At 48.3% G+C, this 16,464-nt stretch carries 16 protein-coding genes; 5 read left to right on the forward strand and 11 right to left on the reverse strand.

The window, feature by feature from the left end:
- Positions 1–134: 134 nt before the first annotated feature.
- On the reverse strand, positions 135–446 hold the full coding sequence (locus N7386_RS08880) for a cytoplasmic protein (RefSeq protein WP_279768047.1): 312 nt from the start codon (positions 444–446) through the stop codon (positions 135–137).
- 31 nt (positions 447–477) lie between these two features.
- On the reverse strand, positions 478–1,080 hold the full coding sequence (locus N7386_RS08885; protein ID WP_279768049.1) for a DJ-1/PfpI family protein: 603 nt from the start codon (positions 1,078–1,080) through the stop codon (positions 478–480).
- Positions 1,081–1,861: 781 nt separating this feature from the next.
- Here N7386_RS08885 and N7386_RS08890 point away from each other — a divergent pair.
- The 5 genes from N7386_RS08890 to N7386_RS08910 all read left to right on the forward strand — a co-directional run bounded on the left by N7386_RS08890 (position 1,862) and on the right by N7386_RS08910 (position 4,867).
- Positions 1,862–2,167, forward strand: a complete 306-nt coding sequence (locus N7386_RS08890; protein WP_279768052.1) for a hypothetical protein — start codon at positions 1,862–1,864, stop codon at positions 2,165–2,167.
- Between the two features lie 94 nt (positions 2,168–2,261).
- Positions 2,262–2,642, forward strand: coding sequence for a hypothetical protein (locus N7386_RS08895; RefSeq protein ID WP_279768053.1), 381 nt, complete (start codon positions 2,262–2,264; stop codon positions 2,640–2,642).
- Positions 2,643–3,045: 403 nt separating this feature from the next.
- Positions 3,046–3,912 (forward strand): TIR domain-containing protein, encoded by an 867-nt coding sequence (locus tag N7386_RS08900; protein WP_279768055.1) that lies wholly within the window; start codon positions 3,046–3,048, stop codon positions 3,910–3,912.
- The gene (locus N7386_RS08905; protein WP_279768057.1) at positions 3,909–4,448 is read left to right on the forward strand and encodes a hypothetical protein; all 540 of its coding nucleotides are present in this window, start codon (positions 3,909–3,911) and stop codon (positions 4,446–4,448) included. Before N7386_RS08900 ends, N7386_RS08905 begins: the two co-directional genes overlap by 4 nt.
- A gap of 86 nt (positions 4,449–4,534) precedes the next feature.
- Entirely contained in the window at positions 4,535–4,867 is a 333-nt protein-coding gene (locus N7386_RS08910; protein ID WP_279768059.1) for a hypothetical protein, read from the forward strand.
- A gap of 677 nt (positions 4,868–5,544) precedes the next feature.
- On the opposite strand, the gene N7386_RS08915 is transcribed toward N7386_RS08910, so the two are convergent.
- From N7386_RS08915 to N7386_RS08955, 9 genes are all read right to left on the reverse strand, one after another.
- Positions 5,545–6,201, reverse strand: a complete 657-nt coding sequence (locus tag N7386_RS08915; RefSeq protein ID WP_011623089.1) for a 3-oxoacid CoA-transferase subunit B — start codon at positions 6,199–6,201, stop codon at positions 5,545–5,547.
- Positions 6,202–6,323: 122 nt separating this feature from the next.
- Entirely contained in the window at positions 6,324–7,028 is a 705-nt protein-coding gene (locus N7386_RS08920; protein ID WP_011623088.1) for a CoA transferase subunit A, read from the reverse strand.
- Between the two features lie 68 nt (positions 7,029–7,096).
- Positions 7,097–8,044, reverse strand: coding sequence for a hydroxymethylglutaryl-CoA lyase (locus N7386_RS08925; protein ID WP_086904419.1), 948 nt, complete (start codon positions 8,042–8,044; stop codon positions 7,097–7,099).
- Entirely contained in the window at positions 8,045–10,084 is a 2,040-nt protein-coding gene (locus N7386_RS08930; RefSeq protein ID WP_086904420.1) for an acetyl/propionyl/methylcrotonyl-CoA carboxylase subunit alpha, read from the reverse strand.
- Positions 10,084–10,950, reverse strand: a complete 867-nt coding sequence (locus tag N7386_RS08935) for an enoyl-CoA hydratase-related protein (protein ID WP_279768062.1) — start codon at positions 10,948–10,950, stop codon at positions 10,084–10,086. The genes N7386_RS08930 and N7386_RS08935 overlap by 1 nt, the downstream gene beginning before the upstream one ends.
- Positions 10,951–10,994: 44 nt before the next feature.
- Positions 10,995–12,602, reverse strand: a complete 1,608-nt coding sequence (locus N7386_RS08940; RefSeq protein ID WP_109287974.1) for a carboxyl transferase domain-containing protein — start codon at positions 12,600–12,602, stop codon at positions 10,995–10,997.
- 100 nt (positions 12,603–12,702) lie between these two features.
- Positions 12,703–13,872 carry an isovaleryl-CoA dehydrogenase gene (locus tag N7386_RS08945; protein WP_011716702.1) on the reverse strand — a complete coding sequence of 390 codons (1,170 nt, stop codon included), beginning with the start codon at positions 13,870–13,872 and terminating at the stop codon, positions 12,703–12,705.
- Positions 13,873–14,025: 153 nt separating this feature from the next.
- Complete coding sequence (locus tag N7386_RS08950; RefSeq protein ID WP_011623082.1) at positions 14,026–14,430, reverse strand: MerR family DNA-binding transcriptional regulator; 405 nt, start codon at positions 14,428–14,430, stop codon at positions 14,026–14,028.
- 272 nt (positions 14,431–14,702) lie between these two features.
- Positions 14,703–16,403, reverse strand: a complete 1,701-nt coding sequence (locus N7386_RS08955) for a L,D-transpeptidase family protein (RefSeq protein WP_279768065.1) — start codon at positions 16,401–16,403, stop codon at positions 14,703–14,705.
- Positions 16,404–16,464: the final 61 nt, after the last annotated feature.

Genomic DNA, 16,464 nt, shown 5'->3' on the forward strand with positions numbered 1-16,464 from the left:
CCATCAATATAGTAAGTGGCGGCAGATTGATGGCTTTGTTACGGGGTTTGAATCGGGTTTAGGCATAAAGCCTTGGCATTAATTGTTATGCCGCTAGATTTATCAAATATTATTAAGACTTAGCACTGATGCCTTTATTCAGCATGGAACAGTCCTGAAGCAAATATCGCGGTGGCTATGGCCAAGTACTGATTGCTAAATACTTCTTCTTCCCAGCAATGTTGCCCACGCTCTTGATAGTACACATGGTAGCTGGCATTCGATGGCGTAGCGATGCAGTACCAACCATCAAAGGTCTGCTTGCTAAAGTTGACCCAATACTGCGCATCCGCCTGTTTGATCTGCTGGACTAGCGCTTCATCTTGCGCCAATAGCGCTGCCAGTTCGGCTGCGCTGGTGAGCTTGTGCTCGGTTTTTAACTGATTGAGTAGTGCTTTGAGTGTCATTATTGAAGGCCTTTTATCCTGAGGAGCTGTGTTAGCGAATCGCTGAGGCAATCGAGGATTCGATTAAAGCGTCAAAAACATCGGCTTGGCCAGCTGGGATCAGTTGCCGATGAATTTCGCGGCGCTTTGTACTGTCAAATAAACGCTCCGCTACCCAACCCGTTAAATAGAGTGAGGACAGACAACCTCCCGCAGTGGCAATATTGCCATTGATCACCAGAGCGCAGTCTTCCACCTCCACCCCCATGGCCACCAATGCGGGTTTGGCATCGGGATGCGTCGTCGCCGAAATATTGTCGAGTAAGCCTAACTTGGCAAAGAAGAATGAGCCCGCACAGATACTGCCAAGTAATTGCCGCGAGGGATCTAATTTAAGGGCCGACATAAACTCAGAATCGGCAAGTGCGCCAGGTACGCCTTTGTAGCCACTGCTGAATAATACCACGTCAGCATCGGCGACTTGCGCGACATGACCATGGGTTTCTACCGTCATGCCCAAACTCGACCTGTGGCTAGGTTGGGTGCCTAGCACTTTGACTGTCCAATCGGTTGTTGTGCGGCCGAGAATATCGCGCATTAAAAAGAAATCGATATCGGTAAATTCATCAAATATCACAATCGCAATCTGGTACATCCTTTGTCCTCTCGTTTGTATTCTGGTTAATGTGTGGGTTAACACGTCATCGGCCGCATCTTCAATCCGCCGTTCCCTGTGGTTGCAACATAATCACCCATATGTTTGTGACTGCGTTTATTAAGAGTGGGGAGGTAATAAAGTCTCATATTAAAATGGCAGCGAGCTCATAGGTACGCTGCTATTTCTAAACCCATTATGCCCCAAAGCGAGATAAGTTTGTCGTCAGGTGTGTAGGATGAATTGTCATTGTTTCCCCAGTGACACGCCGTGAATATGTCCCTATAGGCTCGACGGCGGCATCCATGCCGCCAACGGTCACTGTTGCAACAATGGCAATTTTAACGACCATTGAACTATTCATCTGGCTAAAAGCTTTTGCCCCATTCCGTGTTTCGGCTCGTTAGCTCAATCGAAAATTCCCATACCTGCTGCCATACATATTCTTATCTATTTGCCTATGTTTGGCCTTACCAGAAATCGGCTAACAATGTATGGGTATACAGTCGTATTTAAATTTAGGTGTTTTGGTATGATTTTGAGACAAAATCAGTGCGCACTAATTCCATCCGCAATAAATAAAACTCTATAAAATCAGGTGAATATAGTAACTGAATTTTAGTTAATAGGTTTGGAAAACGCGCATGCGCGTTTTTCCAGATGGTGTATTTGGCAGAAAGCTGATAAGTTCTTTACATACAGATAGTTAACCGTGCGCGTTTTCACTGGTCTAACAAGGTAAACGCGCATGCGCACGAATAACATGTTATGAGTTTTGAATATGCGAACCCCAACGACCGTTGAAGCTCAAATCCTAAATGAACTATTTGTGCGTGCAGAACTACCGTATGACGCAAAATCATTATTAGTGGAATCAATGGATGATGGCAGGATGGGCAGCTTAAAGATTGGAATCAATCATTCTGAGCGGAGATTTGGTGCAGCTTGTGCAGAGTTTGAACTGATAGATGATGATGGAAAACCAGTGCTATTTTCGTTGTACCTTGATAAAGCAGGCGAGCCTTATGAATTGGATGCATTCAAGAGTGATTTCAGTGAAACAATCCTGCTGCAAAACAACTCATAACAAGCGCCTTAAACAATGCGGCCTTCGGCCGCAGGACTCGCAACAAGTTGCTCGCCGTTTAGGCGATAGTTAGCCAGTTAAAACGGAGTAATTAGTGGACATCATTACAACGATAAGTACATCAATAACGCTGGCTAAGCGTTTGCGAGAGATTTCAAAGAATATCGAAGATGCTGAGTTCAAAGGGTTGCTTGCAGACTTGTCAGGCGAACTTGCAGATCTGAAGCTAGAAGCTGCATCGCTCAAGGAGCAGATTGCCGCGCTTCAAGAAGAGAATGCTTTATTGAAGAAAACAGCATTGCCAGCTGACGAAAAACCTACGGGGAGAAAATGGGGGTGCTACCAGTTCGAAGGGGATGACGGCTTGTATTGCCCGGGTTGCTGGGACTCGAAACGCAAAAAATCATCTACCACACGGGTCAACCCCCGTTTTCGCCATTGTCCGGTTTGCAACGCACCAATCGGGGCAGGCTGACGAGCTACGAAGTTATAAAGAGGAGAGTGCATTTAGTCCAATAGGGGTAATAGGTGGGGGTTCAATTCCCCTGACGATTGTTGGCTCCATAGCCCTGCTATTAATTTTGCTGCGTTACGTAAGTATCCGTCTGGTTCCTTTGGCCAACGACAACAGTGATAAGGAGGTGTCTATGGTAAAAACATTAACTGCTCGTACTCGTATTTTTTTAAGCTCTGCTTTTGAAACAATATGGGCTATCGGAGTCAGCAGCGTTGCAGGTTTGCACCTATTGGCCTAAGTGCATTCAATGGCTAACAAGGCCAGGCACAGCGACGTCTTTTTCGTTGCGGTTCCGCCTTCACTACAAAGACGCGCGTGCTGGCGGCGTTAGGCGAGATCAATACATCACAATGAGTAATTAATGAATAGAATATTTATTTCGAGCACATACAGTGAGAGGGAATTTGCCGATGATTTAGCGGAGAGGCTTCGTAGTCATGGGCTGAACCCTGTCTATGATATTTTTGAGGCTGAGCTTGCTGAAGAATGGTTGCACCATGTTCTTTACAACGTGGAATCGTCAGATGTTGTATTGCTGTTGATGCCTGAGCATGATTACGAGAGCAAATGGATTCATCGCGAGATAAATAAAAATATAAGATATAAGCTGAAAAGCCGGAATATTCTTGTGATTCCTGTTTACTTAGGGAGGCGGAGGTTCTTACCTTCCTTGAATGATCAGGTTTCGTTCTTTATCGAAAATCAAAGTTATAGCAGCTCTATCAAAGAGTACTCAGAAAAGTCTATTGAGAAACTTGTTACTTATCTTTCAAACTTGCCGAAAGTAAATTTCGATATTTTGGACCCGATGGATTTTGAGCTTCTAATAGTAGAGCTTCTAAGAAAATTAAGGTTCTTCGATATCGAACATCAGCATTTTGGTCGAGATATGGGTTTTGATATCTCCGCAAAAACAAAAACACGAAACCCTTTCGGTGGTATCAGCTATATCTACTGGGCAATAGAAGTAAAATACAATAAGAATTCGCGTGCCGACATTAGTTCTCTTAAACAGCTAAGCTACTATCTAGAAGATAGAAGCTTGGATGTAAACGGTGTATTGATAACCAATGGCCAGCTGACATCAACAGCTCGTGAGTGGTTGGAATATAATGAAAAAGAAAAGAGAACTTCTATTACTGTTGTTGACGGGGTTAAGTTAAAGCAACTTATATTGAAATACCCCCAATTGGTCGAAAGATTTTTTGGTGGTAGAGGTGATCAATGACACAGATCGCCGACATGGTAACGCGGTTAAGTGCCGTTCCTCCAGGTAGAGAAGGCTGGTCAGAATTCGAGGAAATCTGCACAGAAATACTGACGTTTCTTTTTGTGCCCCCTTTATCACAACCCAAAATACAACCAAGATCGTATTCGGGAATCGACAGGAGGGATGCCGTTTTCCCGAATAGACAGGATCTGGGAGACAATGTTTGGGCAAAAATATATCGAGAACTTGAGGCTAGGTTAATACTATTTGAGTTTAAGAACTACGACAAAACTGAGATAGGAAAGGAAGAAGTAAATCAGACTAGGAATTACCTCAATAAGGCTATGGGCCGCCTCGGAATAATCTGTTCGAACAAGGAGCCTGAAAGCCAGGCCCACATCAAGAGAAATACGATTTTTTCTGAAGAAGGAAAAGTGATCCTATTTATAACAAAAGATAAACTGGAAGAGATGCTTTATATCAAAGAAAGGGGCGATGACCCGGGTGATCTAATAATGGACGAAATAGAATGGTTCTATTTGCAACACGAATAGCGCCTAACAAACGCAGGCACAAGGACAAAAACTCCGCTGCGCTACATTTTTGCCTGTGCTGCGGGCGTTATGCCTAAGGAACTGTGATGAAGTTTTTAGCTGTCATAGCCATCTTGTTCTCTCTTTATGCGGAAGCTACTGAAGAGAAATTGCTGTGCGAACATAGAGAATTGCGTATTGAGCCAGATATGCAAATAAAGGAAAGTTTTTTCACTGAAAGTAATGCGGAGTCAGCTAAATCTGAATTAGAGAAGCTTGATTTAAGCAGCAATGATTTGATGATTCAGTTCGCCATTGAAAACAACAGCCGAATTGTGCGTGGCTATAAACTGCGAGCCAGAGCTATTGAGTCCGACAATAAGGAAGATATCAAATCTTTCTGCGATTTCTATGTGTCTGAGGCTTTCTATCACGACTAAAGGCAAACAAGGCGAAGCAACATGCAACTTACAAACTGCCATAGTACTTGGCGTTAATCCATAGAAATTTTTATCCGAAACTGACGAGTTAGAGTTAAGGCTTAAACTCGGAAATGTCCCGAAGTGAGTTACAACGAGTGCGATACTTTAATACTCAGTTGTAGCTTGGTTTGGAGTTGGTAGTAGCAACTAATATGAATCTGTATTTTTGGCCACGTTTAATCTTAAACGGTTCGAGCAGGGTTAATTGACAGTTTAGTATGAGACTTATTTCTCACCAACATTAAGATATTTAGCTAACAACTTGAGCATCCTTAGTATTTAGGCTGCGGCGAGTTTACCTTAACTGCATATAAGGTGGCTAACCGTGAAGTAAAACGGCTATACAAGTCACCCATGCACACGATTTGTAAAGCAGGGGGGAATACGTAGAGCATTGCAGCAAACAGCGCTGATGCGTTGGCGACCATCGAAAAAAGGGATTTTTTCGTTGAGCCCCCAAGGGTAGGTTTACGGCGTGTCGCCAGAGCATAAGTGCTGTTGCACTCGTCAGGTTCAATGGATTAAGCAAAGTAGTAAAAAGCCCAGATTTATATTCTGGGCTTACTTGAATCAAATAAGTTAATGCATCGAACGCTAGGAGCTAAGACGTCATTAATACTTAGGTTTAAAAACGCTTAAAACACCATCTCTGGTACATGGTCTGGCACGATTAATTTGCCAGCGGTTTTGCTAACAATTTCTTCAACGCTGACACCGGGGGCGCGTTCTAACAGATGGAAGGCGCCGTCTTTAATCTCGATAAAGGCTAAATCGGTAACAACACGTTTGATACAGCCGTAGCCTGTGAGGGGCAATTCACACACGGGTAACAGCTTAGAGTTGCCGTACTTATCGGCGTGCATCATAGTCACGATAATATTTTCCGCACCCGCAACTAAATCCATTGCGCCGCCCATGCCCTTGATAAGCTTGCCTGGGATCATCCATGAGGCGATGGAACCATTCACATCGACCTCAAAGGCGCCGAGTACGGTTAAGTCCACATGGCCGCCACGGATCATGGCAAAGCTTTCGGCGGAGGAGAAAAACGAGGCACCTTTTACCGCGGTAACGGTTTGTTTGCCGGCGTTGATTAAATCCGGATCTATGGTTTCTTCCGTCGGAAACTCACCCATGCCGAGCAGGCCATTTTCCGATTGCAGCATCACTTCCATGCCTGCGGGAATGTAGTTGGCCACGAGCGTGGGAATGCCAATACCGAGGTTGACGTAGTAGCCGTCTTGTAATTCTTTGGCAACGCGCTGTGCCAGTTGTTCTCTTGATAATGCCATGATCTTTATCCTTCCTTTACCTAGAGCCGCTATTGGCCTCAATTTTTTGTGCTTTTACTTGGGGCTCTAGTTTGAGCTAAGACTCTGTCGCTTTAGCTTGCGTTGTTAATCGTTCGCGTTTCTTATTTCGCCGCTTTTACCGTGCGCTGCTCGATACGTTTCTCGAACTTGCCTTGGATGACGCGATCAACATAAATGCCGGGAGTATGGATATGATCAGGATCGAGCTCGCCCGGCTCTACAATAAACTCGGCTTCTACTACCGTGATTTTGCCCGCAGTCGCCATCATAGGGTTAAAGTTAGCGGCGGTTTTGCGGAACACTAAGTTACCCATAGTATCGGCCTTCCAAGCGCGAACGAGGGCAAAATCGGCGGTCAGAGATTCTTCTAACACATAGTGACGGCCTTTGATTTCACGGGTTTCTTTACCTTCCGCCACGGGGGTACCGTAGCCTGTGGCGGTAAAGAATGCTGGAATACCTGCGCCGCCCGCGCGGATTTTTTCCGCCAGCGTGCCCTGTGGCGTTAAAATCACATTCAGTTCGCCCGAGAGCATTTGCTGTTCGAAGGTGGCGTTCTCACCTACGTAGGAGGCGATCATGGTCGAAATCTGGCGATGTTTTAACAATAAGCCCAGACCGAAATCATCCACACCAGCGTTGTTTGAAATGGCGGTTAAGCCCTTAACGCCCATCTTAACCATTTGATTGATTAAGCCTTCAGGAATACCACACAGGCCAAAACCGCCAACCATAATGGTCATATCATCGGATAAACCTGCTAACGCTTCTTCATAGCTGCTGACGACTTTATTGAGTCCTGCCATTTTGATGTCCTTTTACTGTTATTCAGTCCCCAAGGCGCTAGGTATGTTTAGCGCCTCGACGCTTGAGTCTAGGCTTTAGCGCCCTGCAAGATTGCATTGGCGACTTTAGAGCCATTAAGACGATTTAATTGTTTGCTGATCCCAAAACCCGCTAATGCCAGTTTTTCTAAATCGATACCTGTCTTCAAACCGAGCCCGTGGAGCATATAGACCAAGTCTTCACTCGCTAGATTGCCCGATGCGCCTTTTGCATACGGGCAACCACCTAGGCCCGCCACTGAGGCATCAAAGCTGCGCACACCTAAGTCGAGGCAGGCGGTAATATTGGCTAATGCTTGGCCATAGGTGTCGTGGAAGTGCAGGGCGAGCTGTTCAACCGGGACTCGCTCCATCACGGCTTGCAGCATTTTACGGGCTTTTAACGGCGTGCCTACACCGATAGTGTCGCCGAGCGAAATTTCGTAACAGCCCATTTTGTAAAGGATTTCAGACACTCTTGCCACTTCGCTCGCCGCGATTTCCCCTTCATAGGGGCAACCTAAAACGCAGGACACATAGCCACGCACTGGGATATTGGCGGCTTTTGCTATGTCCATCAACGGGATAAAGCGTTCAATCGACTCTTCAATCGAACAGTTGATATTGCGTTGGCTAAAGCTTTGTGACGCCGCACCAAAGATAGCGACTTCGGAAGCTTTTGCATCCAGCGCCAGCTCTAAACCTTTGACATTGGGGGTGAGGGCGCTGTAAACCACGCCCGCTTGACGGCGAATTTGGCGCAATACTTCGCCACTATCGGCCATTTGTGGCACCCATTTGGGTGACACAAAGCTGCCTGCTTCAATTCGCTTCACGCCCGCATCGGCGAGGGATTCAATCAAGGCGACTTTGGCCTGTGTTGGGACGGCGGCTTCATTCTGCAAGCCATCACGTGGCCCCATCTCGAATAAGCTAACCCTATCCGAGCTGGCGCTTACCGAGGTCGAGCTTAAGTTCGTAAGATCCAGCGCAGACATTTAGGCTTCCTCGCTCTGGGCTTTGGGCTCAACATGGAGCAGCACGGCGCCATCGCTCACTAACTCGCCCGCCTTGAAGTAGAACTCGGTAACAATACCGTCGAAGGGCGCTTCGATGGTGTATTCCATCTTCATCGCTTCCATCACCAGTAGTCCTTGTCCCGCCTTCACCTCAGCACCGACTTCCACTAAGTGGGTCACGACTGTGCCGTTCATCGGGGCCTTGAGTTTATCTTCATTGCTGGATTCGGCCTCAACCACTTGGGTTTTTACCGCCCTGAAGTGATAACTGCCTGAGGGTAAAAACAGCGTAAAATCATCGCCCTGAGCGCTGACAGGTACTTTACTCTTGTGGCCGTTGATTTCGGCTAACAGTAAATCCTGCTTAAGCTCACCACTCAGGGACTTGCTCACTTGGCCCTCTGCTGCGGCTTGGGATAATTGGTAGTGATCGCCAAAGTCTAATAGCACTAATTGTTGTAACTCGTGGGCATCGTCGAGCAGGGCAATAGTATGCTGGCTGACACTGTTGAGTCTAAAGCCACTGACTTGGCCCCAAGGCGAGTAAGGATCGGCGCTGTTAATGGCCTGTGCCTTGGCGGCTTCTTTACGGGCAAGTACTTGATACAGCGCGGCAAAAGCGATAGCTGTATCGGTTTCGCTCGAAGCACTGCCAATCAGCGCGTCGCCGTAACGGTTGATAAAGTCGGTGCTAAAATCCGCCTTGGCAAAGGCAGGATGCTCGGCAATATTCGCCAAAAATTCAATATTGTGCTTAAGCCCGCTGATTTGGTAGGACTCGAGGGCATGCACTAGACGCTGTAGCGCACGTGGACGCGACTCATCCCACACGATGAGCTTGGCTATCATAGGATCGTAGAAGTTACTGATCACATCGTTTTCACGGATGCCGGAATCGATACGCACGTATTTGCTTTGCTCGGGCTCGCGCAGGAAATTGAGCTTACCGCTGGCGGGTAAAAACTCATTTTGCGGATCTTCGGCGTAAATACGCACCTCAAAGGCGTGTCCATGGATACGCACTTCGTCCTGTTTGAGCGGTAAAGGTTGACCACTGGCGACCATTAACTGCCATTTGACTAAGTCTTGACCCGTCACCATTTCGGTCACAGGATGCTCTACCTGCAGACGGGTATTCATCTCCATAAAGTAGAAGCTATTGTCGGTATCTAACAGGAATTCAACGGTTCCCGCGCCGACATAATCGATGGCCTTGGCGGCCGCTACGGCGGCTTCACCCATTTGGGCGCGCAGTTCATCACTTAAACCGGGTGCTGGTGCTTCTTCGACCACTTTTTGATGGCGGCGCTGAATCGAACAGTCGCGATCCGATAAGTAAATCGCATTGCCAAAGGTATCGGCAAACACTTGGACTTCGACATGGCGAGGCTGGCGTAAATAACGCTCCATCAATAACTTATCGTTACCGAAGGAGGAGGCCGCTTCACGGCGCGCCGAGTTGATGGCGTCCATGATTTCGCCTTCATGCTCAACGATACGCATGCCTTTGCCACCGCCACCGTAGGCGGCTTTAATCAGCATCGGGAAGCCGATTTTTAAGGCTTCGGCCTTGAGGGTGGCGTCGGTTTGATCGTCGCCATGGTAACCCGGCACTAAAGGCACTTGCGCCGCCGTCATAATAGCTTTGGCGGCGCTCTTGCTACCCATAGCATCGATAGCATCGCTGCCAGGGCCAACAAACACGATTCCGGCCGCCTCACACTTGCGGGCAAAGTCGGCGTTTTCCGATAAGAAGCCATAACCTGGGTGAATGGCTTGCGCCTGAGCTTTTTTGGCGATTTCAATAATCAAGTCGCCCTTGAGGTAAGAATCCGCAGGGGCGCTGCCACCTAAGTAAAACGATTCGTCAGCCATGGCAACATGGCGGGCGTTTTTATCGGCATCGGAATATAAAGCAACGGTGCGAACGCCCATGGCCTGCGCGGTTTTGATAATGCGGCAGGCAATTTCACCACGGTTAGCAATTAAAAGCTTAGTGAACATGCTGTTAGTCAACATCAAAGAACTCCTTGAGTATCTGTTGGCGTGTGCCAGTTCGGCTGACGTTTCTCAAAAAAGGCGTTTAAACCTTCTTGGCCTTCATCAGATACCCGAATGCGGGCGATGCGCTCGCTGGTGTAATCAATCGTATCTTGGTCTATCACGCCATCTTCGAGGCGGGCGAGTAGGGTCTTTACCCATGCCATACCCTGCGGACTGTTGGCCTGTAGCGCGGTGATAATGGGCTTTGCTGCGGCCGCTAAATCGTCGTTTATCTCATGGATAACATTGAGTTTGAGCGCCGTTTGCGCATCAAAACGCTCCGCGGTCAGCATATAGCGGCGTGAGGCGCGATTACCCATGGCGCGGGCAACGTAGGGGCTAATCACCGCAGGGATCAGCCCAAGTTTGACTTCGCTTAGGCAGAAACTTGTGCGCTCGGTGGCGATGGCAATATCACTGGCGCAAATTAACCCAAGCGCGCCGCCAAAAGCTGCCCCTTGGACTAAGGCGATAGTGGGTTTTGGAAAGGTATCTAAATCCTGCATCAGCTTAGCCAGCGCCTTGGCGTCATTCAGGTTTTGATCAAAATCCATCTTGGCTTGTTTGCGCATCCAGTTTAAGTCGGCGCCTGCGCTGAAGTTTTTGCCATTGGCTTTTAATACCAAGAGTTTGCAGTCTTTGTGCTCGGCAAAATAACCGAGGACAGCGATCATTTCGCTGATCATCACCTCATCGAAGGCGTTGTGCACTTCAGCGCGGTTAAGGATTAACTCGCCCACGCCATTATTCAGCGCGTAACTTACATGTTGCAAATGGCCTAAGGCGTGCTGCAAATGAGCTAAGGATTGAGTGCTAGTGGTCTGGTGTTGTGTGTCAGTCATTGTAATTCCCTCTATGAGTGATACGTAAGGCATCGCAAGATGCGTTACATACGGAAGACGCCGAAGCGGGTGTCTTCGATAGGGGCATTTAATGCGGCTGACAGGGCAAGGCCCACCACATCACGGGTTTGCGCCGGGTCGATAATGCCGTCATCCCACAGGCGGGCGCTGGCATGGTAGGGATGACCCTCTTTATCGTATTGGGCAATAATCGGTGCTTTAAAGGCTTTTTCATCCTCAGCAGACCATTCTTCACCTTTACGGGCTAAACCGTCGCGGCGCACTGTCGCTAATACGCCAGCGGCTTGCTCGCCACCCATTACAGAGATGCGCGCATTGGGCCACATCCACATCATGGTTGGTTCGAAGGCGCGGCCGCACATACCGTAGTTACCCGCGCCGTAGCTGCCACCGATAATCACAGTGAATTTAGGTACATTGGCGCAGGAGACTGCGGTTACCATCTTGGCGCCGTGCTTAGCGATACCTTCGTGTTCGTACTTTTTACCCACCATAAAGCCGGTGATGTTTTGCAGGAACAGCAGCGGGATCTTGCGCTGGCAGCACAGCTCGATAAAGTGCGCGCCTTTTTGGGCAGATTCTGAGAATAAAATGCCGTTGTTAGCCACAATCCCCACGGGATAGCCGTGAATACGGGCAAAACCACAAACTAGGGTTGCGCCATAGTTGGCCTTAAACTCATCGAAATCGGAGTCGTCGACGATGCGGGCGATCACTTCTTTCACATCGAAGGGCTTTTTCAGATCGGTGCCGACGATGCCGTAGAGTTCGCTGATATCAAACTTAGGTGGCTTAACCGGGCTCAGTAAACTGTTGATTTGTTTTTGATGATTCAGACGCAGCACTGCGCGGCGGGCAAGCTCTAAGGCATGCTCATCGTTTTGGGCTAAGTGATCCGCAACACCTGAAATTTTAGTGTGTACGTCGGCGCCGCCGAGTTCTTCGGCGCTGACTTCTTCACCGGTCGCAGCTTTCACTAACGGCGGACCCGCTAAGAAGATAGTGCCTTGTTCTTTAACGATAATAGATTCATCGGCCATGGCAGGGACATAGGCGCCGCCCGCGGTACACAGACCCATCACCACCGCAATTTGCGGAATACCCTTGGCAGACATTTGCGCTTGGTTGTAAAAAATCCGGCCGAAATGGTCGCGATCGGGGAACACTTCATCCTGACGGGGCAAGTTAGCGCCGCCCGAGTCGACTAAATAGATACAGGGCAGATGACAGCGGCTGGCAATCTCCTGTGCCCTTAAGTGTTTTTTGACCGTGATAGGGTAGTAAGTGCCGCCTTTGACCGTGGCATCGTTGGCGATAATCATGCATTCTACGCCGCTCACTCGGCCGATACCGGCGATAATCCCTGCGGCGGGCACTTCTTCGTCATAGACTTCAAATGCCGCAAATTGCGACAATTCTAAAAAGGGCGAACCTGCGTCGAGGAGTTTCTCAACCCGTTGACGGGGCAGGAGTTTACCGCGGGCCAAATGGCGCTCTAGGGCAACGGGGCCGCCGCCGAGTTCAATTTTGGCGAGTTTGGTTTTGAGATCGGCCACGAGGGCGGCCATATCGTCGGATTTGGCTTTAAATTCATCGCTACGGGCGTTGATACGACTGCTTAATTGCGTCACTTTGATTGTCCTTATAAAGCGGTAACTCAGTATCAGTTGGCTCGCTGGGCGAGGGGCATGAAAGGCTAAAGCTCGTCATGCGCCGCTCGCCCTTGGCTGCTTATTTCGATTCGTTAAAGAGCTCACGGCCAATCAGCATACGGCGAATTTCTGAGGTGCCAGCACCGATCTCATAGAGTTTGGCATCGCGCAGTAAGCGGCCAGTGGCATACTCGTTGACGTAACCGTTACCGCCGAGCAATTGAATGGCATCCAGTGCCATTTTGGTCGCCAGCTCCGCGCTGTAAAGAATGGCGCCCGCTGCGTCTTTGCGGGTGGTTTCACCGCGATCGCAGGATTTCGCCACGCTATACACATAGGCTTTAGCGGCGTTCATGCCGGTGTACATATCGGCTAATTTGCCTTGTACTAATTGGAATTCACCGATGGATTTACCAAATTGCTCACGCTCGTGGATATAAGGCACGACGATGTCCATACAGGCGTTCATGATCCCCAGTGGGCCGCCTGACAGCACGACGCGCTCGTAATCTAAGCCGCTCATCAGCACTTTGACGCCATTGTTGAGGCCGCCGAGAATGTTTTCCTCTGGCACTTCGACATCTTCAAACACCAGTTCACAAGTGTTTGAACCGCGCATCCCCAGTTTGTCGAGTTTTTGCGCTTGGCTGAAACCTTTAAAACCACGCTCAACGATAAAGGCCGTGATGCCGTGTGCGCCTTTGGTTAAGTCGGTTTTGGCATAAATGACATAGGTATTGGCATCGGGACCGTTGGTGATCCACATTTTGTTGCCATTGAGGATATAGCGGTCGCCTTCTTTACGGGCATGCAGCTTCATAGAAACCACATCTGACCCTGCATTGGGCTCACTCATTGCCAGAGCGCCGATATGTTCACCGCTGACCAGCTTTGGTAGGTACTTGGCTTTTTGCTCTGCATTACCGTTGCGGTTAATTTGATTGACGCACAGGTTAGAGTGGGCGCCGTAACTTAATCCGATAGAGGCCGAGGCGCGGGAAATCTCTTCCATAGCGACCACGTGGGCAAGATAGCCCATGTTTGCTCCGCCGTATTCCTCAGGCACAGTAACACCTAAGAGCCCCATTCCACCGAGCACGGGCCAAATTTCGTTAGGGAAGGCGTTGTCGTGGTCGACTTTAGCGGCAATGGGGGCGATTTCGTGTTTAGCGAAATCTTGCACCGCATCGCGCAGCATATCGACTTCTTCGCCTAGGCCAAAATTGAGACTGGTGTAGAGTGAGTTCATTGCTTGTGTCCTATCTTAGGTTCTAATTTATATTTTTATGATTATTAGGTGCTTGAGTCTTTAAAACCGTCTTACAGTGCGTGATTTATCCCTGTCACGCGGTCGTACCAACTGAGGTGTTGATTAATGCTATGCTCGCAACCCTCGAAGGAATTAGGCCTTGGCCTTGCTTTCTTCTAGGGCGAGGCGGCATTGTTGCTCGGCTGAATTCAGCTCCATCAGTACCACTTTAATGTCGTCCATTTGCTGCTGCAGTGCGGATTTTTTCTCTTCCACTAGGGCAAGCATGGTATTGAGCTGAGTGGTGCTGCTTTTGTCAGCATCGTAGAGTTCGAACAGGCGACGGGTTTCTGCGAGAGAAAACCCAAGGCGCTTGCCGCGCAGGATAAGTTTGAGTCGAACCCTGTCTTTGAGACTGTAAATACGGGTTTGACCGCGACGTTTTGGCTTAAGTAAGCCTTGGTCTTCGTAAAAACGAATGCTTCGGGTCGTGATATCAAACTCTTTAGAGAGATCACTGATCGAATAAGTCGTTTGTGGCGTGTTAGTTGCGCTCATTCAGGCACCTTAGTTAATCATTTTTATGCAAGATATATGAAGTTTACGTAAAGGTAAAGATTGCGGCGTGGTTAGTCTGATTTTTTTGTCAATTCTTGTTGCCACTCGCTCGAGCGGCTTCAGTTCAAACTATTGATATTATTGATGTAAGCGCGAGACGTAAAGGCTCTGGTGAAGCGGGGACGTGCCGCGCTGCCCTCGTCTTGCTATTGGGCAACGCAGCGCTGTGGATTGAGCAAACAACTTGTATCAAATGCCGCGATTATCGGCGCTTACTCCATGGTGTTGAGCAAACCATCATCGGCTAACACACCCTCATAGGTTGGGCGGTTTAACGCCTCGATAAGTACCGGATCCCGTTTGTATACGTCATTGTAAAACTTGATTTTCCCGTCCTTTAAGGTGACGGTCCAATACATGATCAAAATGTCTAAGGGTTCATCTAAGAACAGGTTTTCCGTTTTTCCCTCACTCAATTTGCTACTGAGCGTGTTACTTGACCAATTGGCATTGGCACTCAGCAATTTATCCGCCAGTACGAGTGGATCTTTGACTCGAATACAGCCATGACTGAAGGCCCTATCCGTTTGTTCAAACAGATTTTTAGCTGGCGTATCGTGCAGATAAATCGAGTATTGGTTAGGGAAGATAAACTTAACTAAACCCAGTGAGTTATCTTCACCCGGGTCCTGCACAAACCAGTAGGGAAAGTTTTTGCCGGTCATACTGTGCCAATCGATACCGCTTGCATCCACGGGCGTGCCCGAGCCTTCGACCACTTTAAAGTGTTTCTTCTGTAAATAATCGGGATCTTTACGTAAGTGATTGATGATCTCAGTGGAGATGCTGCGGGGCACAGTCCAAGTGGGATTGACAACCAGGTATTTTAGCTTGGATTTAAACAGCGGTGTTTTAGCGTTAATTTTGCCGATGATAATGTCGGTTCGCCAGCTTAAGCTGTTGTCTTTAAAGAGTAACAGCTCGTAACCTGCCAAGTTGACGATAAGATAATTGGCGGGCAAGTTTGCCGATAACCAGCGCGCACGCTCAAGGTTAATACGGATCTGATCGACCCGTTGCGAGTAGGGCACATTGAGCGCCGCCATAGTGCCCGCACCAATCACACCATCGGCTTTAAGACTATGGTCAGTTTGGAATTGACGCACCGCGGCTTCAAGCGTGCTGTCGTATGTTAAGGGCTGGCTCACGACGGCGCTATTGTCCGCCGGCGCACTTGCCGCTATGTAACCTAACTCTGTTAGCCGTGTGGCAATGCCTTGTACCGAGGGGGAAATACTACCCGGTTTGATGACTTCCGTATAGGGAATCGGGCTAAAGGGATAGCGTGCCGCTAAGTCTTTGTACTGGGCAAGATACTGTTTTAGCTGATGATAGGGCGCAATCTTAGGTGCTAAGCCTGCAATAGCGTCAGCCACAGTGTGCGCTTTAATATGTTCTTCGAGCTGCTTTAATGTGGTGTCGAAATCGAGATGGGTTTCATCATAATTCCAGGTTTTGCCGAGCATGCTGGGGTTCACTTTGCCATTCAGTAAATGAATGGCGTAGGTGATGATCCCATCGCTTAGCAGCACTTCAAATACATTACTGTGGTATTCATCCTGCCAATTCGAGACACTGAGCTGTTGGTAAAGTTCGACTAGCTTGGAGTAGTGATAATCTTCCTTCGACAATCCTTCATCATCGGCACTTTTTATCACATCGAGCATAGTGCCCGCGTAGTCTTTATCTTGCCAGAGCGGCTGATATTGACGCACTTGGTAGACCCGCGACAGTAGCTTGGCGCTAATAATCTGAGTATTGTCGACCTTGGCTCGTTCACCAATAGATAAGGGTTCGAGTAAGGTCTCTAGCTGCTGAGTTGACGCAATGCCGTTCGCGCTAACGAGACTGAGGACCAGGAGTAAGGTGGGTTTAAAGCGATTAAAGCGCATCATAATGCATTTTCTTTCCATGAAAAATTCCATTAAAACATAAGATTATGTGGAATCATTATGTACAGCAATGGATAAGCAC

It is taken from the genome of Shewanella sp. GD04112 (assembly GCF_029835735.1).
Lineage (GTDB): Bacteria > Pseudomonadota > Gammaproteobacteria > Enterobacterales > Shewanellaceae > Shewanella.